Origin of the sequence: Streptomyces sp. CA-251387, from assembly GCF_050936625.1 — a bacterium.
GTDB lineage: Bacteria > Actinomycetota > Actinomycetes > Streptomycetales > Streptomycetaceae > Streptomyces.
The window spans coordinates 4794566-4820993 of record NZ_JBNJMJ010000001.1 but is presented as its reverse complement, the minus strand read 5'-3'; the positions used below and the strand labels follow the sequence as shown (position 1 = coordinate 4820993).

The 26428-nt window shown below is 69.8% G+C and carries 23 protein-coding genes, 1 tRNA gene and 1 pseudogene; 11 read left to right on the top strand and 14 right to left on the bottom strand.

The window, feature by feature from the left end:
• Nucleotides 1-72 precede the first annotated feature (72 nt).
• Nucleotides 73-1767, top strand: coding sequence for a phenylacetic acid degradation protein PaaN (gene paaN / locus ACQEV2_RS21525; protein ID WP_433043783.1), 1695 nt, complete (start codon nt 73-75; stop codon nt 1765-1767).
• On the opposite strand, the gene ACQEV2_RS21520 is transcribed toward paaN, so the two are convergent.
• The 3 genes from ACQEV2_RS21520 to ACQEV2_RS21510 are packed head-to-tail and all read right to left on the bottom strand — an operon-like array spanning nt 1764 to nt 4512.
• Nucleotides 1764-2498, bottom strand: a complete 735-nt coding sequence (locus ACQEV2_RS21520) for a TrmH family RNA methyltransferase (protein WP_433043780.1) — start codon at nt 2496-2498, stop codon at nt 1764-1766. The genes paaN and ACQEV2_RS21520 overlap by 4 nt on opposite strands.
• Nucleotides 2495-3721, bottom strand: a complete 1227-nt coding sequence (locus ACQEV2_RS21515) for an HTTM domain-containing protein (protein ID WP_433043777.1) — start codon at nt 3719-3721, stop codon at nt 2495-2497. Before ACQEV2_RS21515 ends, ACQEV2_RS21520 begins: the two co-directional genes overlap by 4 nt.
• The gene (locus tag ACQEV2_RS21510) at nt 3718-4512 is read right to left on the bottom strand and encodes a DUF5819 family protein (protein ID WP_433043774.1); all 795 of its coding nucleotides are present in this window, start codon (nt 4510-4512) and stop codon (nt 3718-3720) included. The genes ACQEV2_RS21515 and ACQEV2_RS21510 overlap by 4 nt, the downstream gene beginning before the upstream one ends.
• A gap of 276 nt (nt 4513-4788) precedes the next feature.
• On the opposite strand from ACQEV2_RS21510, the gene ACQEV2_RS21505 reads away from it, so the two are divergent.
• The gene (locus ACQEV2_RS21505; RefSeq protein WP_433054662.1) at nt 4789-5922 is read left to right on the top strand and encodes an acyl-CoA dehydrogenase family protein; all 1134 of its coding nucleotides are present in this window, start codon (nt 4789-4791) and stop codon (nt 5920-5922) included.
• Nucleotides 5923-5940: 18 nt separating this feature from the next.
• On the opposite strand, the gene ACQEV2_RS21500 is transcribed toward ACQEV2_RS21505, so the two are convergent.
• The 4 genes from ACQEV2_RS21500 to ACQEV2_RS21485 form a co-directional block, all read right to left on the bottom strand.
• Nucleotides 5941-6288, bottom strand: a complete 348-nt coding sequence (locus ACQEV2_RS21500; RefSeq protein ID WP_433043772.1) for a rhodanese-like domain-containing protein — start codon at nt 6286-6288, stop codon at nt 5941-5943.
• 127 nt (nt 6289-6415) lie between these two features.
• On the bottom strand, nt 6416-7318 hold the full coding sequence (locus ACQEV2_RS21495) for a hypothetical protein (RefSeq protein ID WP_433043769.1): 903 nt from the start codon (nt 7316-7318) through the stop codon (nt 6416-6418).
• Nucleotides 7319-7534: 216 nt separating this feature from the next.
• Nucleotides 7535-9028: a DUF2252 domain-containing protein gene (locus ACQEV2_RS21490; RefSeq protein WP_433043766.1), complete on the bottom strand. Its 1494-nt coding sequence runs from the start codon at nt 9026-9028 to the stop codon at nt 7535-7537.
• Nucleotides 9029-9198: 170 nt separating this feature from the next.
• Nucleotides 9199-9564, bottom strand: a complete 366-nt coding sequence (locus ACQEV2_RS21485; protein ID WP_433043763.1) for a winged helix-turn-helix transcriptional regulator — start codon at nt 9562-9564, stop codon at nt 9199-9201.
• Nucleotides 9565-9677: 113 nt separating this feature from the next.
• Here ACQEV2_RS21485 and ACQEV2_RS21480 point away from each other — a divergent pair, with 113 nt between their 5' ends.
• Complete coding sequence (locus ACQEV2_RS21480) at nt 9678-10328, top strand: FMN-dependent NADH-azoreductase (protein WP_433043760.1); 651 nt, start codon at nt 9678-9680, stop codon at nt 10326-10328.
• A gap of 329 nt (nt 10329-10657) precedes the next feature.
• On the opposite strand, the pseudogene ACQEV2_RS21475 reads toward ACQEV2_RS21480, so the two are convergent.
• Nucleotides 10658-11625, bottom strand: a pseudogene (locus ACQEV2_RS21475) (glycosyltransferase 87 family protein); the annotation flags it as partial.
• A 538-nt stretch (nt 11626-12163) separates the two neighbouring features.
• Here ACQEV2_RS21475 and ACQEV2_RS21470 point away from each other — a divergent pair.
• Complete coding sequence (locus ACQEV2_RS21470) at nt 12164-12526, top strand: DUF1304 domain-containing protein (protein ID WP_433043757.1); 363 nt, start codon at nt 12164-12166, stop codon at nt 12524-12526.
• Between the two features lie 154 nt (nt 12527-12680).
• On the opposite strand, the gene ACQEV2_RS21465 is transcribed toward ACQEV2_RS21470, so the two are convergent.
• Nucleotides 12681-12765: transfer RNA gene (locus tag ACQEV2_RS21465), tRNA-Leu, on the bottom strand.
• A gap of 506 nt (nt 12766-13271) precedes the next feature.
• Between ACQEV2_RS21465 and ACQEV2_RS21460 the strand changes: the two genes are divergently transcribed.
• The 7 genes from ACQEV2_RS21460 (at nt 13272) to ACQEV2_RS21430 (ending at nt 22685) form a co-directional block, all read left to right on the top strand.
• Entirely contained in the window at nt 13272-14144 is an 873-nt protein-coding gene (locus tag ACQEV2_RS21460; RefSeq protein WP_433043754.1) for an FhaA domain-containing protein, read from the top strand.
• Between the two features lie 10 nt (nt 14145-14154).
• Nucleotides 14155-14667, top strand: a complete 513-nt coding sequence (locus ACQEV2_RS21455) for an FHA domain-containing protein FhaB/FipA (protein WP_433043751.1) — start codon at nt 14155-14157, stop codon at nt 14665-14667.
• A 90-nt stretch (nt 14668-14757) separates the two neighbouring features.
• The gene (locus tag ACQEV2_RS21450) at nt 14758-16341 is read left to right on the top strand and encodes a Stp1/IreP family PP2C-type Ser/Thr phosphatase (protein ID WP_433054659.1); all 1584 of its coding nucleotides are present in this window, start codon (nt 14758-14760) and stop codon (nt 16339-16341) included.
• A gap of 27 nt (nt 16342-16368) precedes the next feature.
• Nucleotides 16369-17808 (top strand): FtsW/RodA/SpoVE family cell cycle protein, encoded by a 1440-nt coding sequence (locus ACQEV2_RS21445; protein WP_433043748.1) that lies wholly within the window; start codon nt 16369-16371, stop codon nt 17806-17808.
• A complete protein-coding gene (locus ACQEV2_RS21440; RefSeq protein ID WP_433043745.1) occupies nt 17805-19280 on the top strand; it encodes a peptidoglycan D,D-transpeptidase FtsI family protein in 1476 nt (491 codons plus the stop codon). Before ACQEV2_RS21445 ends, ACQEV2_RS21440 begins: the two co-directional genes overlap by 4 nt.
• A 170-nt stretch (nt 19281-19450) precedes the next feature.
• Complete coding sequence (gene pknB, locus ACQEV2_RS21435) at nt 19451-21454, top strand: Stk1 family PASTA domain-containing Ser/Thr kinase (protein ID WP_433043742.1); 2004 nt, start codon at nt 19451-19453, stop codon at nt 21452-21454.
• 202 nt (nt 21455-21656) lie between these two features.
• On the top strand, nt 21657-22685 hold the full coding sequence (locus tag ACQEV2_RS21430; protein WP_433054656.1) for a restriction endonuclease: 1029 nt from the start codon (nt 21657-21659) through the stop codon (nt 22683-22685).
• 91 nt (nt 22686-22776) lie between these two features.
• Here ACQEV2_RS21430 and ACQEV2_RS21425 read toward each other — a convergent pair whose 3' ends face one another.
• Genes ACQEV2_RS21425 through ACQEV2_RS21405 form a run of 5 tightly spaced genes read right to left on the bottom strand, consistent with a single transcriptional unit; the run spans nt 22777 to nt 26419 of the window.
• Entirely contained in the window at nt 22777-23535 is a 759-nt protein-coding gene (locus tag ACQEV2_RS21425) for a class E sortase (protein WP_433043739.1), read from the bottom strand.
• A 13-nt stretch (nt 23536-23548) separates the two neighbouring features.
• Nucleotides 23549-24865 (bottom strand): class E sortase, encoded by a 1317-nt coding sequence (locus ACQEV2_RS21420; RefSeq protein WP_433043736.1) that lies wholly within the window; start codon nt 24863-24865, stop codon nt 23549-23551.
• A complete protein-coding gene (locus ACQEV2_RS21415; protein ID WP_433043733.1) occupies nt 24862-25500 on the bottom strand; it encodes an aminodeoxychorismate/anthranilate synthase component II in 639 nt (212 codons plus the stop codon). The genes ACQEV2_RS21420 and ACQEV2_RS21415 overlap by 4 nt, the downstream gene beginning before the upstream one ends.
• Entirely contained in the window at nt 25497-25694 is a 198-nt protein-coding gene (locus ACQEV2_RS21410; RefSeq protein WP_433055243.1) for a hypothetical protein, read from the bottom strand. Before ACQEV2_RS21410 ends, ACQEV2_RS21415 begins: the two co-directional genes overlap by 4 nt.
• 17 nt (nt 25695-25711) lie before the next feature.
• Entirely contained in the window at nt 25712-26419 is a 708-nt protein-coding gene (locus ACQEV2_RS21405; protein ID WP_433043730.1) for a class E sortase, read from the bottom strand.
• Nucleotides 26420-26428 lie beyond the last annotated feature (9 nt).

Genomic DNA, 26428 nt, shown 5'->3' with positions numbered 1-26428 from the left:
CTGTTCCTGCCCATGTTTCTGCCCAGGTCATGAGCTCAACGGAGAGCTCAGGAAACGAGGAGTTGGTCCCGCATGGCCACCGCCGAACTGACCACCCACGAGCTCATCGCCAAGCACAGGCCCACTCTCGACCAGGCGCTGGAAGCGATCCGCACGCGCGCGTACTGGTCCCCGCACCCCGAGCACCCCAAGGCCTACGGCGAGCACGGCAGCCTGGACGCGGCGGCGGGCAAGGCCGCCTTCGACGCCCTCCTCGGCGGCCGCCTCGACCTCGGCCAGCCCGGCACGGACGACTGGGTGGGCGGCGAGACCTCCCCGTACGGCATCGAGCTGGGCGTCGAGTACCCGCACGCGGACATCGACGTCCTGCTGCCGGCCATGCGCTCCGGCATGCGTCAGTGGCGGGACGCGGGCGCGGAGATGCGCGCGGTGGTGTGCCTGGAGATCCTCAAGCGGATCAGCGACCGGACACACGAGTTCGCGCACGCGGTCATGCACACCTCCGGCCAGGCCTTCATGATGGCGTTCCAGGCGGGCGGCCCGCATGCGCAGGACCGCGGTCTGGAGGCGGTGGCGTACGCGTACGTGGAGCAGGTCCGCACGCCCGACACGGCGGAGTGGACCAAGCCGCAGGGCAAGCGCGACCCGCTCGCCCTCAACAAGCAGTTCACGCCGGTGCCGCGCGGGATCGCGATGGTCATCGGCTGCAACACCTTCCCGACCTGGAACGGCTACCCGGGCCTGTTCGCCTCCCTCGCCACCGGCAACGCGGTCCTGGTCAAGCCGCACCCGCGCGCGGTGCTGCCGCTCGCGCTCACCGTGCAGGTCGCGCGCCAGGTGCTCGCCGAAGCGGGCTTCGACCCCAACCTGGTCGCGCTGGCCGCCGAGCGGCCCGGCGAGGGCATCGCCAAGACGCTGGCCACCCGCCCGGAGATCCGGATCATCGACTACACCGGCTCGACGGTGTTCGGCGACTGGCTGGAGGCCAACGCCCGGCAGGCGCAGGTCTACACGGAGAAGGCCGGCGTCAACACGGTGATCGTCCACTCCACGGACAACTACAAGGGGATGCTGTCCAACCTGGCCTTCTCGCTGTCCCTGTACAGCGGCCAGATGTGCACCACCCCGCAGAACCTGCTCATCCCTCGCGACGGCATCCGCACCGACGAGGGGCCGAGGACCTTCGACGAGGTCGTCGCCGACCTCGCCCGCTCGGTCGACGGCCTCCTCGGCGACGACGCCCGCGCGAACGCGCTGCTCGGCGCGATCGTGAACCCCGACGTCAAGGCCCGTCTGGACGCGGCCGCCGGCCTCGGCGAGGTCGCTCTCGCCTCCCGCGAGGTCGCCAACCCGGAGTTCCCGGACGCGGTGGTGCGGACGCCGGTGATCGTGAAGCTGGACGGGGCCAAGCCGGATGACGAGGCCGCGTACATGAGCGAGTGCTTCGGGCCGGTGTCGTTCGCCGTGGCGGTCGACTCGGCCGCGGACGCCGTGGAGTTGCTGCGGCGGACGGTCCGCGAGAAGGGCGCGATGACGGTCGGTGCGTACACGACCGACGACGAGGTCGAGCAGGCGATCCAGGAGGTGTGCCTGGAGGAGTCGGCCCAGCTGTCCTTCAACCTGACCGGTGGGGTGTACGTCAACCAGACGGCCGCGTTTTCCGACTTCCATGGGTCGGGAGGTAACCCTGCGGCGAACTCCGCGCTGTGTGACGGGGCGTTCGTGGCGAACCGGTTCCGGGTCATCGAGGTGCGTCGGGAGGCCTAAACGCCGCTGAGGCTCCAGTGGTACAGCGTCATCGCCACGCTTGTCGCGAGGTTGTAGCTGGAGACCTGGGGCCGCATCGGCAGGGACACCAAATGATTGGCACGCGCGCGTAGTTCGGCCGACAGGCCGCTGCGCTCCGAACCGAACGCGAGGACGGCGTCGTCCGGGAGCTTGATGCCCCGGATGTCGTCGCCCTCCGGGTCCAGCGCGAAGACCGGCCCCGGTGGCAGCTCGTCCACGCCCAGCCGCTCCACCGCCGTCGCGAAGTGCAGGCCCGCCCCGCCGCGTACGACCGTGGGGTGCCAGGGGTCGAGCGTGCCGGTGGTGACCACGCCCGTCGCGCCGAAGCCGGCGGCCAGGCGGATCACGGCCCCGGCATTGCCCAGGTTGCGCGGGTTGTCGAGGACCACGACCGGGGCGGTGCGCGGGGTGTGCGCCAGCTTCTCGAGGTTGGCCGCGCGGGACGGACGTACCGCCAAGGCGGCCACCGCGGTGGGGTGCGGGCGCGGAACGAGCGAGGTGTACGTCGACTCCGGGACCTGTGTCAGGAGCGCGTCCAGGGCGTCCCGTACGTCCGGGGCCAGCTCGTCGGCGAGAGCGAGCGTGCCCTCCCGGTCGACGGCGACCGCCACCGGGACCTCGGCGCCGAAGCGCACGGCGTGCTTGAGGGCGTGGAAGCCGTCGAGCAGCACGGCGGTCTCGGCGAGCCGGTTCCAGGAGGTCACGGTCATGCCGTGAAGCCTACGTGCGCGGGCTCGGGGCCCTCCGGGGTTCGCGGCTCGGGCGGGGTCGTACGGTCGTCGCCGCGCCGAAGCAGACGCGAGAGCCGTCCACGCGCGCGTGCCGCCCAGCCGCCCAGGCGGCGCAGGAACGGCGTGGGCAGGAAGACCGCGTCCGCCGCGATCATCGCCAGCGAGAAGAACGGCAGGCCGAGGACGACCGCGATCACGGCGTGCTCGGTCATCATGGCGGCGAGGAGGACGTTCTTGACCCGCCGGTTGAACAGCGTGAACGGGAAGGCGACCTGCACGACGACCGTGCCGTAGGTGATGAGCATCACCATCGTGCCGCTGGAGGACAGCAGGTCCGCGAGGGCGGGCCAGGGCGAGAAGTAGTCGAGGTGCAGCGGGTAGTAGACGGCGGTGCCGTCCTGCCAGCGGGAGCCCTGGATCTTGTACCAGCCGGCGGTCGCATAGATCAGGCAGGCCTCGGCCATGATCACCAGCAGGGCGCCGTTGTGCACGATGTTGCCGATGACGTCGAGCAGGATGCGGGGCTGGGCGGTCCGCGCACGTCGGCCCACGACCCACCACAGGCCCGTGCCCAGCCAGACGACCCACAGGATCACCGGCACGGTCAGGTCGCCGTCGAGACGGCCCGCCGCGGTCACCGCGACCAGCGCGAACCCGAGCACGCTCCACAGGGCCGGGCCGGCCCGGTCCGGCCCGACCCGCTCGCCACGCGCGCGTGTCTCGCGCTCGAGCCGCGCCCGGCGCTCGTCCAGCGACCAGACCTGGCCGCAGCGCGTGAAGACGAGATAGACGCACATCAGGTGCAGGACGTTGTCGCCGCCGTCGCCCATGAAGATGGAGCGGTTCTGCAGCGAGAGCACGCCGATCATGAACAGCACGGACATCGTGCGGGTGCGCCAGCCGAGCAGCAGCAGGACGCTGGTCAGGACGGCGAGGGCGTAGACGGTCTCGAACCAGAAGTGGCTGCTCGACCAGATCAGAGCGGTGAAGGAGCCGTTCGTCCCGATCAGCTGCTGGGCCAGGCCGAAGTCCCAGGGGCCGTCGGGGCCGTACATCTCCTGGCGGTGAGGGAACTCGCGCAGCAGGAACAGCAGCCAGGTCGCGGTGAAGCCGATGCGGATCACGGCCGTCTGGTACGGGCCGAGGGCTGACTCGGTGACGCGGGCGATGCCGGAGGAGATCGCGAGGGAGAAGCGGTTCACCGGGCGTTCCCCTCGGTTTCCTCGGCCGGGACCCACCACCACGGCAGCACACGATACGTCGGCCGGTCCGAGACCTGCTCGTCGCTCCACTGCGGCGGGCGGACATTGGTGGTGCGGGAGCGGACCTGGACGCGTTCGACGACGCCGCCCTCACCGGCCGCGCCGGCGCGGTCGAGGCGCAGCTCCACTATGTGCCGCAGATACGTCTCGGACAGGGCCCCGCGCAGGCCCATGGGGCGGTTCTGGGCGTCGTGCGTGGCGACGAAGAAGTCCCAGGCCCTGCGCAGCTCGTTCTGCTGGGTGTGACTGGGGAGCAGATTGCCGTCGATGGCCCGGCCGTCCTGGGCGGACAGGTCGTACCAGCGGGTGGTGCGGGTGTCGCCGTCGCCGGTGCTGATCTCGGCGCGGACCTGCACCGCGATGTTCTGCTGCAGCGGGTTGGGGGCGAACAGCTTCCAGTTCTGTTCGAACTCCGGGTATATCCAGTCGTCGATCGCCCTGCCGTGCTGCTTGGTGACCGTGTTCGGCGGGGCGACATGCAGGAAGACCAGGCCCATGTGGACACAGACGGCGATCGCCACGACCGCGAGGGCGAGGGCGGCGCCGATCTGGTACCGCAGGGAGAGGGCGGCCACACCGGTGCGGGGTTCTGGGGACGGCGGTATGGGAGACGCGGGCGGAGGCACGACGGGGGGCAGTGCGGGCGAGGGCGCGACGGCGCGCGGCGCGTCCTGCGGCTCCCGCTCCTGCCCCTGGGGGGCGGCCGAGCCTGCGTCGTACGCGTCTGCCATGCCGTTCGTTCCCCGATTCCGGTCCGTTCCGTCCTGCCTCAGCGCTCGCACGGGAACGGTACTGGGGCCCACCCGCCGGGCACAGCCCCTGACGGGCCGCGGTCGTCGACACCATACGGGGGTCCCACAAGCCCGTACGGGCGTCATACGGGACCCTACGCGGGTCCTCCACACGGGTCATCGACACGGCTCCTCCACGCGGCATTCCCTTCTTCTAGAACCTGTTCTATCTTGACGCACCGTCAGATCGCCGTGCGTGTGGAAGGGCAGGGACCCGTGGACTTCACCTTCACCGAGGAGCAGCAGGCGGCGGCCGAGGCGGCGCGCGGGGTGTTCGCCGGGGTCGCGCCGGACGCCGTGCCCTCTCCCGCGCTGACGCCGGGTGCCGTCGCCGACGACTTCGACCGCCCGCTGTGGGGCCGCCTCGCGGACGCGGACCTGCTGAGCCTGCTGCTCGCGGAGGAGAACGGCGGGGCGGGCCTGGACGCCATCGCGCTGTGCCTGGTGCTGCGCGAGTCGGCGAAGGTGCTGGCACGGGTGCCGCTGCTGGAGAACAGCGCCGCGACGGCGGCCGTCCAGACGTACGGCGGCCCCGAGCTGAAGGCCGAGGTGCTCGCGCGGGCGGGGCGCGGTGAGGTCGTGCTGACGGTCGCCGCGCACGGCCGCACCGGCCACGACCCGGCGGAGCTCGCGGTGACCGCACGTGAGGACGGGTCGGGGTGGGTGCTGGACGGGGTGCAGACCGCGGTGCCTTGGGCGTACGACGCCGATCTCGTCGTCGTGCCGGCCCGTACGGCCGCCGACCGGACCGTCCTCGCGGTGGTACCGAGGGGTGCGGAGGGGGTCTCGCTCGCCGAGCAGTTCTCGACCAGTGGGGAGCGGCTGGGGGAGCTGCGGCTGGAGTCGGTGCGGCTCGCGGCGCGGGACGTCATCGACGCCGAGGGGGCGTGGGAGTGGCTGCGCGAGCTGCTCGCCACCGGGACGTGTGCGCTGGCGCTCGGGCTGGGCGAGCGGGTGCTGGGGATGACGTCGGAGTACGCGAGCAAGCGGGAGCAGTTCGGGCATCCGATCGCCACGTTCCAGGCGGTCGCCGTGCAGTCCGCCGACCGCTACATCGACCTGCGCGCGATGGAGGCCGCGCTGTGGCAGGCCGCCTGGCGGATCGCATCAGGGGCGCCGGGTGCGCTGCCCGCCTCGGGAGACGTGGCGGTGGCCAAGATCTGGGCCTCGGAGGGCGTACGGCGGATCGTGCAGACGGCCCAGCATCTGCACGGCGGCTTCGGTGCCGACGTCGACTATCCGCTGCACCGGTACCACGCCTGGGCCAAGCACCTGGAGCTGGCGCTCGGCCCGGCGGCGGCGCACGAGGAGGCGCTGGGGGAGCTGCTGGCGGCGCATCCGCTGGGCTGACCGGCGGATCCCGTTGCCCTACAGGACGTAGCCGGGCCGGCCCTCGTCGTTCACCACGGGGCGCCCGGCTGCCGCCCACACCTGCATGCCGCCGTCGACGTTCACCGCGTCGATGCCCTGCTGGACGAGGTACATCGCGACCTGCGCCGAGCGGCCGCCGGAGCGGCAGATCACATGGACGCGGGCGTCCTGCGGGGCGGCCTCGGTCAGCTCGCCGTAGCGGGCGACGAACTCGCTGATCGGGATGTGCAGGGCGCCTTCGGCGTGCCCCGCCTGCCACTCGTCGTCCTCGCGGACATCCAGGAGGAAGTCGTCGTCCTTGAGGTCGGTGACCTCGACCGTGGGTACGGCAGATCCGAAGTTCATGACTGCGACGCTACCCGACGAGTGCGGGTGCCTTCCGGGGCTCCTGAGGGGGAGCGGCGAACGGCCGTCTGGAGAGTGCGGGTTTCGTCGTGGTTGTTCGCGCCCCTTGGGCCCGTACCCGCACCGCCTAGCCGAGCAGTGCCGCCAGTTCTGCCTCACGCTCCGCCACCTGGGCCAGGAGCTGCTCGGCGATCTCGTCCAGGAGGCGATCCGGGTCGTCCGGGGCCATGCGGAGCATCGCGCCGATCGCGCTTTCCTCCAGGTCCTTGGCGACCAAGGTGAGCATCTCCTTGCGCTGGGCGAGCCATTCGAGGCGGGCGTAGAGCTCCTCGGCAGGGGTGGGCCCCTGCTCCTTGGGCACGGGTCCGGCGGCCCACTCCTCGGCCAGCTCCCGCAGCAGCGCCTCGTCGCCGCGGGCATAGGCCGCGTTGACGCGGGTGATGAACTCCTCACGCCGCCGCCGCTCGGCGTCCTCCTGGGCGAGGTCGGGGTGGGCCTTGCGGGCCAGCTCGCGGTAGAGCTTCCGGGCCTCGTCGCTGGGGCGCACGCGCTGGGGCGGCCGTACCGACTGGTCCGTGAGCATCGCCGCGGCCTCCGGGGACAGCCCGTCGCCGTCCATCCAGCCGTGGAACAGCTCCTCGACGCCGGGCATCGGCAGCACCCGGGCGCGTGCCTCGTCGGCCTTGCGGATGTCCTCGGGGTCGCCGGTGCGAGCGGCCGTCGCCTCGGCGATGCAGGCGTCCAGCTCGTCGAGGCGGGCGTACATCGGGCCGAGCTTCTGGTGGTGCAGCCGGGAGAAGTTCTCCACCTCGACGCGGAAGGTCTCCACCGCGATCTCGTACTCGATCAACGCCTGCTCGGCAGCCCGCACGGCCCGCTCAAGCCGCTCCTCGGGCCGCGCCGTACCGTCCTCGGCCGTCATCTGCGCCTCACCACCCTGCTCGGCTCCACCGGCGGGCACCTCGGCACCGCCCCGCGTCCCCGCACCAGCGGGCTCGGCCTGGGACTGCTCAGCTTCGGGCGTCGTCACCCGACCAGCGTAGGCCACGCCCTGGCCGGCCCTACGTGCACCGGCGCCCCTGCGGGCCGGGCGCCGACGACACTGGCCGGCTCACGAACCCCGCCCCTCGGGGACGCCGTACTTCACCGCAACCAGCGCGAGCGAACCCGCGCGAGCCACGCCCCCCTTCAGACCCCCGCCTCTGCGCACACCGCCCTCACACCCCGTCTCCGCGCGAACCGCCCCTCACACCCCCAGCTCCGCCGAGACCCGCCCCGCCCGCACGGCCGCCACCAGTGCCGCATGGTCCGCCTCGGTGCGGTCGGCATAGGTGACGGCAAATGTGGCGATCGCCTCGTCCAGTTCCTCGTTCTTGCCGCAGTAGCCGGAGATCAAGCGGGGGTCGGCGCTGTGGGAGTGGGCGCGGGCCAGGAGGGCGCCGGTCATGCGGGCGTAGTCGTCTATCTGGTCGGCGGCCAGCGCGGCCGGGTCGACGCTGCCCTTGCGGTTGCGGAACTGGCGTACCTGGAAGGGGAGTCCGTCGACCGTCGTCCAGCCCAGCAGGATGTCGCTGACCACCTGCATCCGCTTCTGGCCGAGGACCACGCGCCGCCCCTCGTGCGCCACCTCCGGCACCTCGAAGCCGGCCGTCACCAGGTGCGGGACGAGGGCCGAGGGGCGGGCCTCCTTCACCTGGAGGACCAGCGACTCGCCCCGGTGGTCCAGGAGCAGCACGACGTACGAGCGGGTGCCCACGCTGCCCGTGCCCACCACGCGGAACGCCACGTCGTGCACCGCGTGGCGGGAGAGGAGCGGATGGCGGTCCTCGGAGAGCGTGGTGACGTAGCTCTCCAGCGACGACGCGACCGCCGCCGCCTCCGCGTCCGGAACGCGGCGCAGTACCGGCGGTGCGTCGACGAAGCGGCGGCCGCCGTCCTCGGTCGGCTCGGTCGACTTCGCCGCGAAACGCCCGCTGGTGTTGGCCCGCGCCTTCTCCGCGACCCGCTCCAGCGTGCCGAGCAGGTCATGGGCGTCGGTGTGGGAGACCAGCTCCTCGTCAGCGATCGCGTTCCACGCGTCCAGCACCGGGAGCTTGGCCAGCAGCCGCATGGTGCGCCGGTAGGCGCCGGCCGTGTCGTGCGCCGCCTTGCGGCAGGCGTCCTCGTCGGCGCCCGCCTCCCGGCCCGCGAGCACCAGCGAGGCGGCGAGCCGCTTGAGGTCCCACTCCCAGGGGCCGTACAGCGTCTCGTCGAAGTCGTTCAGATCGATGACCAGCCCACCGCGCGCGTCGCCGTACAGACCGAAGTTCGCCGCGTGCGCGTCACCGCAGATCTGGGCGCGGATCCGGGTCATGGGGGTGCGGGCGAGGTCGTACGCCATGAGCCCCGCCGAGCCGCGCAGGAACGCGAAGGGCGTCGCCGCCATCCGGCCGACCCTGATCGGCGTGAGCTCGGGGAGCCGGCCCCGGTTGGACTCCTCGACGGCGGCCACGGCGTCGGGCCGGGCGGTGTCGAGATCGAGGACCGCGTGCTCTGCGCGCGGGACCCGCCTGCGCAGCGCCTTGCCCTCCTCCTTGGGCGACCCGCCCCCGGGCCACTCGGCGAAGCCGCCCACCCGGGGCAGCCGACGCGCCACGGGCCGCGACGCCGACTCGGACGCCGACTGCGAATCCGACGCCACCGCAGCCGCCTCCGCCGCAGTCTCCGCACCGACCGCAGTCTCCGCACCGACCTCGGTCATGGCGACCGCCTCCCCCGCTCACGCACGAACATCAACTCGTGCCGACGTTACAGCCGGTGGCCGAAACACGTCAGGCCCTGTGGACAACTCCGCGGTTGTGGAAAACACGGTTGTGGAAAACCGGCACGAAGCCACGCCCCCCTGCACCGACCCCCGCACGGAGCCCGGCCTCAGCAGCCCTCCGGCCGCTCCCCCTCGGGCAGATGCTTCTTCGCCCACCCGCCCAGCTCGGTCAGTGCGGGCTCCAGTGCGGCACCCGCCTCCGTCAGCCGGTACACGACCCGCAGCGGCGGCCCCTCGTACACCTCGCGCACGACGAGTCCCGCGGCGGTCAGTTCGGTGAGCCGGTCGGACAGCATCCGCTCGCTGATGCCGGGAATCGCCCGGCGCAGGGCGACGAAGTACGCGGGCCCCGCGGTCAGGACGGACACGATCGGGCCGGTCCAGCGCTTTCCGAGCAGCTGGAAGACGCGGGAGATGCCCTCGTCCACCCGCTTGCAGTCCGCTACTTCGTGACTCCGCTCACCCGCCGCCATGCCTCCAGGGTACTGGCCTCCCGTACCGGGATGAAAAAAAGTAAGTGACTGTGTTATCCATAGTCGAGTACGAAGTTTCAGTACGGCATTCAGCCCCGTCTCTGGAGATCTCCATGGCAACGCTCCTGCACATCGACTCCTCGGTCTTCCCCACCGACGCATCCGCCTCCCGCGCGGTCACCGACGCCTTCCGCCGCACGTGGGAGGAACAGCACCCCGAGGGCACGGTGATCCACCGCGACCTCGCCACGAACCCCGTGCCGCACATCACCGCCCACGCTCACACCGCCGGCTTCTCCGATCCCGCCACGCACAGCCCCGAGCAGGCCGCCGCCTTCGCGGAGCGGGTGAAGCTGATCGAGGAACTGGAGAGCGCGGACGCCGTGCTGATCGGCGCCCCGATGTACAACCTGACGATCCCGTCGACACTGAAGGCCTGGCTGGACAACGTGGTCCTGATGGGCCGCACGGCGGGCGAGACCCAGTCGGTCAAGGGCACCCCGATCACCGTCGTCGCCAGCCGCGGCGGCTCCTACGCGCCGGGCACTCCGCGCGAGGGCTACGAGTACGTGCAGAACTACCTGTCGGCGATCCTGACCGACTTCCTCGGCGCCGACGTCGAGTTCATCGTCCCGGAGCTCACGATGGCCCCGGTCAACCCCGAGATGGCCCAGCTGGTCCCCCTCTTCGAGGCCTCCCGGGAGCGCGCACTCGACAAGGCCGCCACGAAGGCGAAGCAGCTGGCACAGCGGCTCGCGGCCTAGCAGTCGCGCAGGTCGATGGCGGCACGCGCGCGTAGGGTCCCGTCCCAGCGGTACGGGCTGTACGCGCGCGTGCGCCCGAGCCGGCTACGACCGCGCGGGGCGGCTACCCCGCCTCACGGGGAGTCGTCGACTCCCCGGACGCCCCTGCCGATCCCCGCACCGGCATCCCTGTCGAGGACGGCAGACACAGCGCCACGACCAGCCCGATCACCGCCAACACCGCAACCCGCGCCGGAGACGCGCCCCCGGCACGCATGCCCGTCCCCCACGAACCGCTCGCCCCGCGCCCACTGCCCCACCCGCCGAGCAGCCGTCACCAGCTCCGCACGCCGGAACCACGCGGCCAGGACCAGCGGATAGACCAGGTACCCGAACCGGGTCGCCAGGATCAGGCACATCGCCAGCCCCAGCCCGATCGCCAGCCGGTCCGCGGCCGCGACGACGGTCCGGGGCGGGCGTACCGCCAACGACACCGCGACGCCGACCGCGGCGGCCGCGGCGGCCGCGAGGGCGGCCATGGCGAGGACAGAGCCGCCGGGGACGTACGTGGCCAGAAGGTGTCCGGGCAGCGGGCTGGCCGCCGGAGAGCGCACCCCGCCCTCACCGAACGGGAAGAGCACCACGTGCTCGACGAATGCGTGCGGATCGGCCCAGGCCACCGGCACCACGGCCAGCACGGCCACAAGTACGGCGACGACCCCGGCCCGTACGGCCGCACGCCGCCCCGCCGTCACCGCGAGCAGCACCAGCCCCACCGGCAGCAGCGGCCAGGCGGTCCACTTCAGCGCGGCCGCGGCCCCCATCGCCAGCCCGGCCGCCGTACCAGACCCGCCCCGGCCGGCCAGCGCCAGCCCCAGGCACATCATTCCGGTCACCGGCAGATCGACCCCGCCGACGGCCAGCGGCAGCGCGACGGCCGGGAAGGCCGCGAGGAGCAGTACGGCGTTCGAGGTCGACGCCTCGTGTGCCGCGCCGACCTGTCGGAAGGCGGACTCCGGCGAAGGGAGTTACGGCCCGGAAGGGAGTTACCGCCCGGAGGGGAGTTGTGGCCCGCTCCCCGAGCGGCGACCAGCATGCACGCCAGGAACGCCGCACAGAACCACACCCGGGCATCCGCGAGCGGCATACCACCGAACAGCGCGTGGGGTATCCCGAAGAGCGCCATGCCGGGCAGGTACGGGTTGTAGTCGTCGACGCTCGCCGGGTGCGGCACGTACGGGCTGCCCGAGTCCAGCAGCAGGACGCCCGAGTGCTCGACGACATGCACCTCCGACTGCGCGGCACCGACGGCGACCATCAGCGTCAGCGGGACCACGACGGAACCGATCAGTGCGGCTACGGCACTGCGCCTGCCCCACGGGCTCGGTGACCGACGGGCGAGCTCCGCCGCGACGGCGTACCCGACGGCCGCGCAGGCGCCCCAGATGCGGTGCGGGATGAGCGCCGTGACCAGGGCCAGAGCGAGGGCGAAGCCCGCGCACCCGAGCCAGAACAGCACGCCCGGCGCACACGGGCACACGCGCGTGGAGCCCTTCCGGACGACTCACGGCCGCCCTGGAGGGGCTTGTGCCGTGCGGGAGGAGCGAGAACAGAACCGCCGGGCCGGACTGGGGCTCCGGCTCCGGCGACGAAGGAGAGTGACTCGGGTGGCATCGGTGGGCTCCTGGGGAAGGGGAGCTCCAATCTCGCGCCGGGGCGGAATCGGCCACCTCGGCCGAACGGCCACCGTTCACAGCCTTGCGACGGGCGGCTCAGCCGAAAGACCGACGACCGAAGGACCGACCACCGAAAGACCGACCAGTCGAACGCGAGCTCGACACCGGCACAATCACCCCATGCATCTGATCTCCGTCGTCCTCGTCGCCCTCATGGCGCTGCTGCACGCCTACATCCTGGTCTTGGAGATGTTCCTGTGGCAGCGCGGCCCGGGCCGCCGCTTCTCCGGGTTCGACGCCGAGCTGGCCCGCTCCACCGCGAAGCTGGCCGCCAACCAGGGTCTCTACAACGGCTTCCTGGCCGCGGGCCTGGTCTGGGGCCTGATCGCCGACGACCCGACCGGTTACCACGCCCAGATCTTCTTCCTGTCCTGCATCGTCGTCGCGGGCGTCTACGGCGCGGCCACCGCCAACCGCCGCATCCTCTTCGCCCAGGCACTGCCGGCCGCCGTGACCCTCGCCACGGTCATCGCGGCGGGCTGACCAGGGCCGTGACCTGAGAGCTTCATCACAGGTCACGGCCGACGCGGGCACCTACCGAAGGGCAACGTGTCGAACGCAACAGAACACACCGCAGAACACCGCAGGAACACAACAGAAGAGGCGGCATCGTGACTACGATGCCGCCTCTTCGAGGGTGCGCGAGGGGGAGTTGAACCCCCACGCCCTTGCGGGCACTGGAACCTGAATCCAGCGCGTCTGCCTATTCCGCCACCCGCGCATTGGGTGTGTCTTCCGGCTTCTGCCCCTTGGGGCCTGGCGCCTTCCGACACCCAGAACATTAGCACGCCGTCCAGGGTGGGTTCACATCCCTTATCCCCAGGCAGCCGCCGTGCAGCCGCCATGCGCCCGCCCACCAGCACAGTCGGCACCCGCCCCGGAACACTGCCCAACCGGCGGCGCCGCCCGCTCCGTATCAACGAGTACCTGTTCACGTATCAACCTCGTACCGGTACCGCCCATCTCCCCAGGAGCCGGTCCAGGTCCACAGTCAGGTGCGGGACACTGGTCTGCGGCCCCCTCTACGATCCATGGCAAGACTGTGTCCCTGAGGAGTTCGAACGGGAGCTCCACAGGGAACTTCGAGGGCGTCGACACCCGTCGACCGGGCCGACAGGGGGAACCAGCCGATTGACCGGCGCGTGGATACGATCAGTAAGCAGTACCAGGTAAGGCAGTACCCGCCCGGCGGGATGCAGGACGAAGCAGGCTACGGAGGAGGTGCCCCATGGGAGTCCTGAAGAAGTTCGAGCAGCGTCTCGAAGGTCTGGTCAACGGCACCTTCGCCAAGGTGTTCAAGTCCGAGGTCCAGCCCGTGGAGATCGCGGGAGCGCTGCAGCGCGAGTGCGACAACAACGCGACCATCTGGAACCGCGACCGCACGGTCGTCCCCAATGACTTCATCGTGGAGCTCAGCGCGCCGGACCACGAGCGCCTGAGCCCCTACTCCGGCCAGCTCGGCGACGAGCTCGCCGGCATGGTCCGCGACTACGCCAAGCAGCAGCGCTACACCTTCATGGGCCCGATCAAGGTCAACCTGGAGAAGGCCGACGACCTCGACACCGGCCTGTACCGCGTGCGCAGCCGTACGCTCGCCGGCTCCACCGACCAGCAGGCCCAGGGCCGGCAGGCTCCCGCGCCCGCCGCCCCGGCCGGACGGCCCGGCGGTGCCCCGGGCGGCTACGGCTACCCGCCGGCCGCCGCGCCCGCCGGAGCCCCGCCCATGCCGGCCGCGCCGCCCCCCGGCGGCCGCCCCGGTGGTTACGGCTACCCGCAGCCCGCGGGCGGCCAGCGCCCCACGGCCCCCGCGGCCGGCGGACGCACCCGCTACTGGATCGAGATCAACGGCACCCGCCATCAGATCTCCCGCGCGACGCTCGTGCTGGGCCGCAGCACCGAGGCCGACGTGCGGATCGACGACCCCGGCGTCTCCCGCCGGCACTGCGAGATCCGGACCGGAACGCCCTCGACGATCCAGGATCTCGGCTCCACCAACGGCATCGTGGTGGACGGGCAGCACACCACCCGCGCTACGCTCCGCGACGGCTCGCGGATCGTCGTGGGCAGCACCACCGTTATCTATAGGCAAGCCGAAGGGTGAAGCGGGGGCAATGTCAGAGCTGACCCTCACGGTCATGCGGCTGGGTTTCCTGGCCGTCCTGTGGCTGTTCGTGATCGTGGCCGTGCAGGTCATCCGCAGCGACCTGTTCGGTACGCGCGTCACCCAGCGCGGGTCGCGTCGCGAGGCCGGCCGGCCCCAGCAGGCCGCCCGGCAGGCGGCGCCTCCCCAGCAGCGCGGCCAGCAGGGCGGTGGCCGGCAGCGCCGTAACGCACCCTCCAAGCTGGTTGTGACCGAAGGCACCCTCACCGGCACCACCGTCGCGCTCCAGGCCCAGACCATCACCCTGGGCCGGGCGCACGACAGCACGATCGTGCTGGACGACGACTACGCCTCCAGCCGGCATGCCAGGATCTACCCGGACCGCGACGGCCAGTGGATCGTCGAGGACCTGGGCTCCACCAACGGCACGTACCTCGACCGAACGCGGCTGACGACCCCCACACCGATTCCGCTGGGCGCGCCGATCCGCATCGGCAAGACCGTCATCGAGCTGCGGAAGTAGTACGACAATGAGCGAGCGGAGCGAGCACGCAGCGGCGGCCCACGCGACGGGCCCCGGCGCGCTCCCGACCGGAGGGTGGGCACCGTGCGGATGTACCCGGAGCCGACAGGCGAGGTGCGCATGAGTCTGTCACTGCGCTTCGCCGCCGGATCGCACAAAGGCATGATCCGGGAGGGCAACGAGGACTCCGGATACGCCGGACCCCGCCTGCTCGCCATCGCCGACGGCATGGGCGGCGCGGCGGCGGGCGAGGTCGCCTCCTCCGAGGCGATCTCCACCATCGTCGCCCTCGACGACGACATCCCCGGCTCCGACGTCCTCACCTCCCTCGGCACGGCCGTCCAGCGCGCCAACGACCAGCTGCGCGCCATGGTCGAGGAGGACCCGCAGCTCGAAGGCATGGGCACCACGCTCACCGCCCTGCTGTGGACCGGGCAGCGCCTCGGCCTCGTCCACGTCGGCGACTCACGCGCCTACCTGCTCCGCGACGGCGTCCTCACGCAGATCACCCAGGACCACACCTGGGTGCAGCGCCTCGTCGACGAGGGCCGTATCACCGAAGAGGAAGCCACCACCCACCCGCAGCGCTCCCTGCTGATGCGCGCACTGGGCAGCGGCGACCACGTCGACCCCGACCTGTCCATCCGCGAGGTCCGTGCCGGCGACCGGTACCTGATCTGCTCCGACGGACTGTCCGGGGTGGTGTCCCACCAGACCCTGGAGGACACCCTCGCCAGCTACCAGGGCCCCCAGGAGACCGTCCAGCAGCTGATCGAGCTGGCACTGCGCGGCGGCGGCCCGGACAACATCACCGTCATCGTCGCCGACGTCCTCGACCTCGACACCGGCGACACCCTCGCCGGGCAGCTGCACGACACCCCGGTCGTGGTCGGTGCCGTCGCCGAGAACCAGAACCACCTGCACGACAACGGCATCATGCAGACCCCGGCCGGACGCGCCTCCGGCCTCGGCCGCCAGGTCCCCGGACAGGGCGGCGGGGGCGGCGAGTTCGGCCCGCCCGGCTCCGGCGACGTCACAGGGTTCATCCCGACCGACGGCTTCGGCTACACCGACGACGACTTCGTCAAGCCCCGCAAGGGCCGCAAGTGGCTGAAGAGATCCTTCTACATCGCGCTCGCGCTCGGTGTGATCGGCGGCGGCCTGTACGGCGGCTGGCGCTGGACGCAGACCCAGTACTACGTCGGCGCCAACGACGAGCACGTCGCCCTGTACCGCGGGATCAGCCAGGACCTGGCCTGGGTCTCGCTCTCGAAGGTGGAGAAGGACCACCCCGAGATCGAACTCAAGTACCTGCCGCCGTACCAGCAGAAGGGCGTCGAGGAGACCATCGCCGAAGGCAGCCTGAAGGATGCCCAGGCGAAGATCGACGAGCTCGCCGTGCAGGCCTCCGCATGCAAGAAGCGGTCCGAGCAGCAGGCCGCCGAGAGCGAGCAGAACTCCAAGACGGGCGAGGGCGAGGCCGGAGGCACCACGGGAACCACCCGTACCTCCCTTACGTCCAAGGCGACACCGACGCCGAACCCGTCGGCGTCCAAGTCCCCGAATCCGAACCCGTCCACCTCCACCTCCCCGACACCAACTGCGACGCCGAACCCCGGCCCCACACTCTCGGAGGAAGAGCAGAAGGTCGTCACGAACTGCGGCACGCAGTAGGCAAGCCGTGAGAGGCCCCGTCACACGATGAGCAGTACTACGAACTCGCCGACGCACCACACATCCACGATCGGCGCGATCGGCGCACCGAGCCGGCGCAACACCGAACTCGCACTGCTGGTGTTCGCGGTTGTCATTCCGGTGTTCGCCTACGCCAACGTGGGGTTGGCGATCAACGACCAGGTACCGGCCGGCCTCCTGAGCTACGGCGTCGGACTCGGTCTGCTGGCCGGCATCGGCCATCTCGTCGTACGCAAGTTCGCGCCGTACGCGGACCCGCTGCTCCTGCCGCTCGCAACGCTGTTGAACGGCCTCGGACTCGTCGCCATCTGGCGGCTCGACCAGTCCAAGCTGCTCCAGCAGATCGGGCAGGCCGGCAGCGCCGCGCCCCGCCAGCTGATGTACACGGCGTTGGGCATCGCACTGTTCGTAGCGGTGCTGATCTTCCTCAAGGACCACCGCGTCCTGCAGCGCTACACCTACATCTCCATGGTCGGCGCGCTGTTCCTGCTGCTGCTGCCGCTGGTGCCGGGCCTCGGCAAGGACCTCTACGGCGCCAAGATCTGGATCTCGGTCGCCGGATTCTCCATCCAGCCCGGCGAGTTCGCGAAGATCGTTCTCGCGGTCTTCTTCGCCGGCTACCTGATGGTCAAGCGCGACGCCCTCGCCCTCGCCAGCCGCCGCTTCATGGGCCTGTACCTGCCGCGCGGCCGCGACCTCGGGCCGATCCTCGTCGTCTGGGCGATCTCGATCCTCATCCTGGTCTTCGAGACCGACCTCGGTACGTCGCTGCTGTTCTTCGGAATGTTCGTCATCATGCTGTACGTCGCCACCGAGCGGACCAGCTGGATCGTCTTCGGTCTGCTGATGTCCGCGGTCGGCGCCGTCGGCGTGGCCTCCTTCGAACCGCACATCCAGCAGCGCGTCGACGCCTGGCTCGACCCGATGCGCGAGTACACCCTCAGCCGACAGGGCGTCGACGGCCACTCCGAGCAGGCCATGCAGGCCCTGTGGGCATTCGGCTCCGGCGGCACCCTCGGCACGGGCTGGGGTCAGGGTCACTCCGAGCTCATCCGGTTCGCCGCCAACTCCGACTTCATCCTCGCCACCTTCGGCGAGGAACTGGGCCTGGCCGGCGTCATGGCGATCCTGCTGATCTACGCCCTCATCGTGGAGCGCGGCGTGCGCACCGCCCTCGCCGCCCGCGACCCGTTCGGCAAGCTGCTGGCCGTCGGCCTCTCCGGCGCCTTCGCGCTCCAGGTCTTCGTCGTCGCCGGCGGCGTCATGGGCCTGATCCCGCTGACCGGTATGACGATGCCGTTCCTGGCGTCCGGAGGTTCCTCCGTCATCGCCAACTGGGTGCTGATCGGCATCCTGATCCGCATCAGCGACACCGCACGCCGCCCGGCGCCCGCCCCCGCCCCCAGCCCCGACGCCGAAATGACCCAGGTGGTCCGCCCGTCATGAACAAGCCCCTGCGCCGGATCGCCATCTTCTGCGGCCTGCTGATCCTCACCCTGCTCATCCGCGACAACTGGCTGCAGTACGTCAAGGCCGACACCCTGAAGGAAGACCCCGACAACCGCCGCGTCCTCATCGCCCGCTACGCCACACCCCGCGGCGACATCATCGTCGGCGGCGACCCGATCACCGGGCACAAGGAAACGACGACGGGCGACTTCAAGTTCAAGCGCACGTACAAGAACGGCGCGATGTGGGCGCCCGTCACCGGCTTCGTCTCGCAGGCCTACGGCGCCAACCAGCTGGAGTCCATCGAGGACGGCATCCTCAGCGGCACCGACGACCGGCTCTTCTTCCGCAACACCCTCGACATGATCACCGGCAAGGACAAGGAGGGTGGCAACGTCGTCACCACCCTCAACGCCGCCGCGCAGAAGGCCGCCTACGACGGCCTGAAGAAGCAGGGCGGCAAGGGTGCCGTCGCCGCCATCGAGCCGTCCACCGGCAAGATCCTCGCGCTCGCGTCCTTCCCGTCGTACGACCCCTCCACGATCGCCGGCGGCAGCAAGTCCGACGAAGAGGCCTGGGCGAAGCTCCAGAAGAAGAACAACCCCGACGACCCGATGCTCAACCGGGCCCTGCGCGAGGTCTACCCGCCGGGCTCCACCTTCAAGGTCGTCACCGCGGCCGCGGCGCTGGAGAACGGCCTGTACACGGACGCGGACCAGAACACCAAGACGCCGCTGCCGTGGACCATGCCGGGCACCACGACCCCGCTGAAGAACGAGGGCAACATCCCCTGCAAGAACGCGACGCTGCGAGTCGCCCTGCAGTACTCCTGCAACACCGTCTTCGGCAAGATCGGCTCCGACCTCGGCAACGACAAGATGCTTGAGGCGGCCAAGAAGTTCGGCTTCACCGAGGAGCAGTTCACCCCGGTCCGCACCAGCGCGTCGGTCTTCTCCGACGACATGAACCCCTCGCAGACCGCGCTGTCCTCCATCGGCCAGTTCAACACCGCCGCCACCCCGCTCCAGATGGCCATGGTCGCCTCGGCCGTCGCCAACGACGGCACGCTGATGAAGCCGTACATGGTCGACGAGATCCAGACGAACAACCTCGATCCCCTCGAGAAGACCACCCCCGAGGAGATGAGCAAGCCGCTGTCGGCGGAGAATGCGCAGATCCTGCAGTCGATGATGGAGACGGTCGTCCAGGACGGCACCGGCAAGAACGCCCAGATCGACGGCATCAAGGTGGGCGGCAAGACCGGTACGGCCCAGCACGGTGTCGACAACAGCGAGAACCCCTACGCGTGGTTCATCTCCTACGCCAAGCTCGCCGACGGCAGCTCGCCCGTCGCCGTGGCCGTGGTGATCGAGGACGAGAAGGCGGTCCGCGACGACATCTCCGGTGGCGGTCTCGCGGCCCCCATCGCCAAGAGCGTCATGGAGGCGGTCATCGGCAACAAGAAGTGACCCCGCTCACGTCCCCTTCACATCGGTGCACGTTGCGATACCGGTCCTGTATCGGGTTACGGGCTTGGCCAGGTCACACAAGATGAGCCGGGTACGGTATGCCCGGACGGCACACCGACGCACCCACAAGGGTGACGGCGGGACCGACGGAGAGGGCTGGTAGGTAGCTTATGGAAGAGCCGCGTCGCCTCGGCGGCCGGTACGAACTGGGCCAGGTGCTCGGTCGTGGTGGCATGGCGGAGGTCTACCTCGCGCATGACACCCGCCTCGGCCGCACCGTGGCAGTGAAGACGCTGCGCGCGGACCTCGCGCGCGACCCGTCCTTCCAGGCCCGGTTCCGCCGGGAGGCCCAGTCGGCCGCCTCGCTCAACCATCCCGCGATCGTCGCGGTCTACGACACGGGCGAGGACTACATCGACAATGTGTCGATCCCGTACATCGTCATGGAGTACGTAGACGGCTCGACGCTTCGCGAGCTGCTCCACTCCGGCCGCAAGCTGCTGCCGGAGCGCGCCATGGAGATGACCATCGGCATCCTCCAGGGCCTGGAGTACGCCCACCGCAACGGCATCGTCCACCGCGACATCAAGCCCGCGAACGTCATGCTGACGCGCAACGGCCAGGTCAAGGTGATGGACTTCGGCATCGCCCGCGCCATGGGCGACTCCGGCATGACCATGACGCAGACGGCCGCGGTCATCGGCACCGCGCAGTACCTGTCGCCGGAGCAGGCGAAGGGTGAGCAGGTCGACGCGCGGTCGGACCTGTACTCCACCGGCTGCCTGCTGTACGAGCTCCTGACGGTCCGCCCCCCGTTCGTCGGCGACTCCCCGGTCGCGGTCGCGTACCAGCACGTACGGGAGGAAGCACAGCCCCCGTCGGTCTTCGACCCCGAGATCACGCCCGAGATGGACGCCATCGTCCTGAAGGCCCTGGTCAAGGACCCGAACTACCGCTACCAGTCGGCCGACGAAATGCGCGCCGACATCGAGGCCTGCCTCGACGGCCAGCCGGTCGCAGCGACGGCAGCCATGGGCTCCGTCGGCTACGGCGGCTACCCGGACGACCAGCCGACCACGGCCCTGCGCCAGGCGGACGCCGGCGCCACGTCGATGCTGCCGCCGATGAACCCCGACGACGGCGGCTTCGGCTACGACGACCGGGTGGACCGGCGGCGCCAGAAGAAGTCCAACACGTCGACGATCCTGCTGGTTGTCGCGGCTGTGCTGGTGCTTGTGGGTGCGGTGCTGATCGGTAAGTGGGTGTTCAGCAACAGCGGCGGCGCTGACAAGCCCTTCAAGGCCCCGAACTTTGTGAGCAAGACGCTGAGCGACGCCCAGCAGGAAGCGCAGAACGTCGACCTGACGCTCAACCCCACGAACAAGCCCTGTGAAGACAAGCCGAAGGGCACGATCTGCGAGCAGAACCCGGCCGCAGGCGCGGACGTCAACAAGGGCGACACCATCGACGTGGTGGTGTCGACCGGTGCTCCGAAGGTCAGCGTGCCGGACGTGGAGGGTCTGCAGTACAAGGAGGCCAAGTCCGATCTCGAGGACAAGGGCTTCGAGGTCGAGCAGAAGACCGAGGAGTCCGACCGCACGCCGGGCGTCGTCATCAGCCAGGACCCCGAGGGAGGCACGGAACAGGAGAAGGGCACGACGATCACCCTCACCGTGGCCAAGGAGAAGGAGCAGTCCACGGTTCCGGACGTCGCTCTCAAGTCCTGTGACGAGGCGAAGGCCCAGATGTCGGCCAACGAGCTGGTCGGCAATTGCGTCGAGGTGGAGACCCAGGACCCCAACCAGGTCGGCAAGGTCATCGACACCAACCCGGCGATCGGTACCCAGATCCCCAAGAACTCGCAGGTGGAGATCCGGATCGGCAAGGCCGCCGAGCAGGAGCAGGTACCGGTGCCGACCGTGACCCAGCTGACGGTCAAGGACGCCAAGAAGGCCCTTCAGGACGTCGGCCTGACAGTGGGCAACATCACCGGCTCCCAGAACGACCAGGCCATCGTCTTCCAGCAGGACCCGCAGCCGAACACCCAGGTCGCCAAGGGCACTGCGGTCAACCTGGTCGCCTTCGACCAGGGCGGCAACAACAACGGCGGCGGCGACAACGGCGGGCAGATCTTCGGCGGCGTCACAGGAACATCGGCCCGCACGGAGGACTGACCCCGACCCACGTGAGTGAGCCCCGGTGCCCTGAGCAGGGCGCCGGGGCTCGGTTATGTCCGCTGCCGTGACCAGAAGGTGACCGGAAGCACGTTCCATGGTCGATCGTGTCTTCATATTTCGCGACTCGTTGATCTGGTGGGGTGGAGAGTCAGACCTCTGCCCCGGCCATATGGCCACGCCACTCACGGAAGGGCAGAACGTGATCAACGAATCGGCACTGCTGGAGTCGAAGAGCCTGCGCGACAGCGTGCTGGAACGAACCGACGTGCTCGACAGAGTCAAGGCGCTGTCGCTGCTGCCGGACGGGATGCATGTGACGACTGCGATGGTGGCGGCGTACTTCGAGGTAGGCCTCACTGCCATCACCTCGCTCGTACATGATCACCGGGAAGAGTTGGAGTCCAGTGGCTACCGCGTCTTGGCAGGCGAAGAACTGACTTCCTTCAAGGAAGTCAGTGGAATCCAGTCACGCTCCAAGGCGCTCGCCCTCTTCTCCCGCCGAGCCGTCCTCAACGTCGCCATGCTCCTCCGCGACAGCGAAGTCGCACGTCAGGTGCGTGTGTACCTCCTCGACATGGAGTATCTGGCCCGCACACAGCCTGTGGAAAACCCACGCCCCACTGATGCCATCTCCCTCGAAGACGACATCGACCAGCGCATCACCCACATCCTCGGCAAGACCGTCGTCCCCATGTTCAACGCTCTGATCGCCACCGCCGGCGAACACCGTCGCGAACTGATCGAGCTCCGTGACGACATCCAGAGTGTCGAGCGCAAACTGTGCTGGCACCACCGGCGGATCAGCACCTTGGAAGGAGACACCCCGAGGGACCCGGTCAGGACGTCCATCGCGTCCATGACCTGGCAGGCGTTCGAGCGCCACGTCGCCGACCTGCTGCGCCGCGACGGCTGTACGCACGTCGTCGTACGACAGGCCCGCACCGACCGCGGCATCGACATCACCGGACGCACGGCCGACGGACACAGCGTGGCCGTCCAGTGCAAGAACCGGGCCGGTGCCGGTCGCTCATCCATCCCCAGCGCCGACATGCAGAAGTTCGCCGGTGCCTCGCGAGCCCTCGGGCAGGTGGATGTCGCGCTCTTCGTCGCCACCTGCAACTTCAGCCACGAAGCTCAGGTGATCGCGGATCTGAGCGGGGTCATCACCGTGAACCGCGACGAACTGGAGGCATGGAGCGCGGGAGTGCGTCTCAAAGCGCTGCGATAGGCACCACACCCAAAGGCCCGAAGCCGCAAAGGCAAGTTGCGGCTTCGGGCCTCCTCCATGCTAGGGGACTGAGCTCCTCGAAGGAGCTCAGTCAGCCGCGCAGCTCCTCCGGCGGCGTCCGCTCCCCATCCACCTTCTCCACCCGCTCCAACTCGCCCCACACCACGTACCGATACCGGCTCGTATACACCGGCGTACACGTCGTCAACGTGATGTAGTGGCCCGCCTTCGTCTTCCCCGACTCCTTCGGGACCGCGGAGAGAACCTTGACGTTGTACTTCGAGGTCTCGGGCAGGACGGCGTAGACCTTGTAGACGTACCACTTGTCCTTCGTCTCGAAGACGATCGGGTCGCCCTTCTTGATCTTGTGGATGTTGTGGAACTCGGCGCCGTGGCCGTCACGGTGGGCGGCAAGGGAGAAGTTGCCCTTCTTGCCGGACGTGGGCAGCGTGGCCTTGACCGGGTCGGTGTAGTAGCCGGCGACGCCGTCGTTGAGGATCTTCGACGTCGTGCCCTTCTCGACCAGGATGTCGTCGCCGCTCATGGCGGGCACATGGAGGAAGCCGATGCCGTTCTTGGAGTCGAACTCGGCGGGACGGTCGGAGCCCTCCTGGTGGGCCCAGATGTCACGGACCTTGTCGGCCTGTTTGTCCGCCGCCCGGTCGGCGAGGACGTTCGTCCACCACAGGGAGTAGACGACAAACAGGCCGAGCACCAGGCCCGCCGTGATGAGGAGTTCACCGAAAACGCTGACCGCCATCGCGATCCGGCCCATACGGCGACGTGCCGGAGGGCGCCGTGACGCAGGAGGGGCCGTGTGTTCTTCCGTGCCCTCGGTGGTCGCTGCCACTTTTCATCTGCCCTTAACTGACGAGCGCATCCGGCTTGCCCTTGCTGCGCGGCCGTTCCTCGACCATCTTGCCCCAGACGATCAACCGGTACTTGCTGGTGAACTCCGGCGTGCATGTGGTGAGCGTGATGTAGCGGCCCGGCTTGGTGAAACCCGAGTCCCGCGGAATCGGGTCCAGCACGCTCACATTGCTCGGCGACGTCACCGGCAGGACCGACGCCATCTTGTACACGAAGTACTTGTCCTGCGTCTCCACGACGATCGCGTCGCCCTGAGCGAGCCGGTTGATGTACCGGAAGGGTTCGCCATGCGTGTTGCGATGCCCCGCCAGCCCGAAGTTGCCGGTCTTGGCATCCGGCATCGCCGTCTTCAGCTTGCCCTCGCCGTAGTGACCGACCATGCCCCGGTCGAGCACCTTCTTGTTGCTGACGCCCTCCGCGATCGGCACCACGACATCCAGCTTCGGGATGTGGAGAATTGCGAAGCCCTGACCCGGTTCGAAGGTCCCCGGATTCCGCTTGCCGCTCGCCCAGTCGTCCTGGAGGCTGCTCGCCTCCTTGTCCGCCTGCGCATGCGCCCGGACGTTCGTCCACCACAGCTGGTAGCTGACGAACAGCAGCATCAGCACGCCGGTGGTGATGAACACCTCACCGATCGCCCGGCTGGCCAGCACACCAGGGCTGGGCTTGCGCGCCCTTGCCTGCCGACGGGCCTCCACGCGCGACAGGGGCGCCTGCGAACCCTCCGAGCCACTCTCGGCACCCTCGGTGCCCTCCGACGCCTGCCGGGAGCCCCCATGGCGCCCGTGACGCCGCTTGGCGGCCTTTCTGCGGGCCGCACGGCCGCCCGTGGGGGTTCCGGTGGCCGACCTGGCCGAGGAGGCGGTAGAAGCCGATATGGCCTCGCCTGCGGGCGGATCCGGTATCCGCAGGGCTACGGTCTCATCGTCCGGAGGGGGTATGTACGGCTCCGCGTACGGCTCTTGGGCCACGGCAGCGCTCTCGGAACCGTGGCCGTCAGCCTCGTAGCCCCCGGCGGCCTGGCCGTCGGTCCCGTAGCCCTCGACACCGCGGCCGCCAGTCCCGTAGCCCTCACTGCCGTAGCCGTCAGCGGCATACCCCTCGGCGCCGTATCCCTCCGCGCCGTACGCCTCAGCACCCTGCCCCTGAGCGACGTAGCCCTCCCCGCCGTACCACTCCCCAAGCGCACCGGACGCCCCGTACGGCTGCTGCCCGTACGAGGTGCCCTGGTCGCCGGCGTCGCTGTAGGAATCCGTGAAGGACTCCCCGTACGCGGCGCCGGACTCGCGCTCGGGGCGCAGCGCCGTCACGCCGTGGCCCTGCCCACCACCGGGGCGAGCCCCGCCGACCTCGCCACCGCACCCTGGTCGCCGCACTCCACCAGCCAGTTGGCCAGCATCAGATGACCGTGCTCGGTCAGCACCGACTCGGGGTGGAACTGCACACCCTCGACCGGAAGTTCACGGTGCCGCAGGCCCATGATGATCCCGTCGTGCGTACGAGCCGTGACCTCCAGCTCGGCCGGCACCGTCTCCGGCTCGGCGGCGAGGGAGTGGTAGCGCGTCGCGGTGAAGGGCGTCGGCAGGCCCGCGAAGACGCCCTTGCCCTCGTGCTCGACCAGCGACGTCTTGCCGTGCAGCAGCTCCGGCGCACGGTCCACCACACCGCCGTACGCCACCTGCATCGACTGCATGCCGAGACAAACGCCGAAGACAGGCACCCCGGTCGAGGCGCAGTGCCGCACCATCTCGATGCACACCCCCGCCTCCTCCGGCGTACCCGGTCCCGGCGACAGCAGCACGCCGTCGAAGCCGTCCTGGGCGTGCGCCGTCGACACCTCGTCGTTGCGCAGCACCTCGCACTCGGCGCCCAGCTGGTACAGGTACTGGACCAGGTTGAAGACAAAGCTGTCGTAGTTGTCCACGACCAGAATGCGCGCGCTCACTCGCCCTCCACCGTCACATCGCCGAAGGGAAGCAGCGGCTCGGCCCACGGGAACACGTACTGGAAAAGGACGTAGACCACTGCCACGACCAGCACGAGTGAGATCAACGCCTTCACCCACGCATTCCCCGGCAGATGCCGCCAGATCCAGCCGTACATGCCGTCCCTTCCGTCGCACCACGGCACCAGACTCACGCCGTACAGCCAACAGACTAACGGCGCAACGCCTCCGGTTTCCCGGCCTCCACAGGCTGTGTGGAGTCCAGGTGGGCCCACACGATCAGCCGGTGACTGTGACCCCACTCCGGATCACACGTGGTCAGGGTCAGATAGCGGCCCTCACGCGTGTACCCCGAGTTACGGGGCACAGGGTCGATCACCTCAATGTCAGCGGGCAGCGTTTTGTAAGGGCCTTTGTCGATCCGATACGTGAACCAGGTCGTCCCATCCGTCAGCACCACCGCGTCACCGGGGCGCAGCCTGGGGAAATCCTTGAAGGGATCCCCGTACGTACGCCGGTGACCGGCTACCGAGAAGTTGCCCTTCTGACCGAGCTGCGCGGTGTTCGCGTAGTGACCGAGACCCTTCTTGAGGGTCTTGGTGGCGGTGCCCTCGAGGACCGGCTTGTTCCACGTGAAACCAAGACGCGGGATGTACATGATCGCGAACGGCTCGTCGGCGGTGTACGGAGCCGGCTTCGGCGGACTCGTCGGCGAGCTCCCCTCCGGACTCACGGGGCTGCCGGGCGCCGTCGGCCCTACCGCCCCCTGCGCCCACCGCTCCTGTAACCGATCGATCTGGTCGTCCATGACGCTGCCGGCCTTCACGCCAGTCCAGACCAACACATACACGACGAAAAGCACGATCACGGTGCCGACGGTGATACACAACTCGCTGACGGTCCTGACGACGACACGCACCGGCAGCTC

Coding starts and splice junctions, on each gene's coding strand:
- ACQEV2_RS21455 (WP_433043751.1), top strand. CDS start 14,155: ATGTCAGAGCTGACCCTCACGGTCATGCGGCTGGGTTTCCTGGCCGTC.
- ACQEV2_RS21510 (WP_433043774.1), bottom strand. CDS start 4,512: ATGGCAGACGCGTACGACGCAGGCTCGGCCGCCCCCCAGGGGCAGGAG.
- ACQEV2_RS21470 (WP_433043757.1), top strand. CDS start 12,164: ATGCATCTGATCTCCGTCGTCCTCGTCGCCCTCATGGCGCTGCTGCAC.
- pknB (WP_433043742.1), top strand. CDS start 19,451: ATGGAAGAGCCGCGTCGCCTCGGCGGCCGGTACGAACTGGGCCAGGTG.
- ACQEV2_RS21440 (WP_433043745.1), top strand. CDS start 17,805: ATGAACAAGCCCCTGCGCCGGATCGCCATCTTCTGCGGCCTGCTGATC.
- ACQEV2_RS21520 (WP_433043780.1), bottom strand. CDS start 2,498: ATGACCGTGACCTCCTGGAACCGGCTCGCCGAGACCGCCGTGCTGCTC.
- ACQEV2_RS21460 (WP_433043754.1), top strand. CDS start 13,272: ATGGGAGTCCTGAAGAAGTTCGAGCAGCGTCTCGAAGGTCTGGTCAAC.
- ACQEV2_RS21480 (WP_433043760.1), top strand. CDS start 9,678: ATGGCAACGCTCCTGCACATCGACTCCTCGGTCTTCCCCACCGACGCA.
- ACQEV2_RS21445 (WP_433043748.1), top strand. CDS start 16,369: ATGAGCAGTACTACGAACTCGCCGACGCACCACACATCCACGATCGGC.
- ACQEV2_RS21500 (WP_433043772.1), bottom strand. CDS start 6,288: ATGAACTTCGGATCTGCCGTACCCACGGTCGAGGTCACCGACCTCAAG.
- ACQEV2_RS21485 (WP_433043763.1), bottom strand. CDS start 9,564: ATGGCGGCGGGTGAGCGGAGTCACGAAGTAGCGGACTGCAAGCGGGTG.
- ACQEV2_RS21490 (WP_433043766.1), bottom strand. CDS start 9,028: ATGACCGAGGTCGGTGCGGAGACTGCGGTCGGTGCGGAGACTGCGGCG.
- ACQEV2_RS21450 (WP_433054659.1), top strand. CDS start 14,758: ATGTACCCGGAGCCGACAGGCGAGGTGCGCATGAGTCTGTCACTGCGC.
- paaN (WP_433043783.1), top strand. CDS start 73: ATGGCCACCGCCGAACTGACCACCCACGAGCTCATCGCCAAGCACAGG.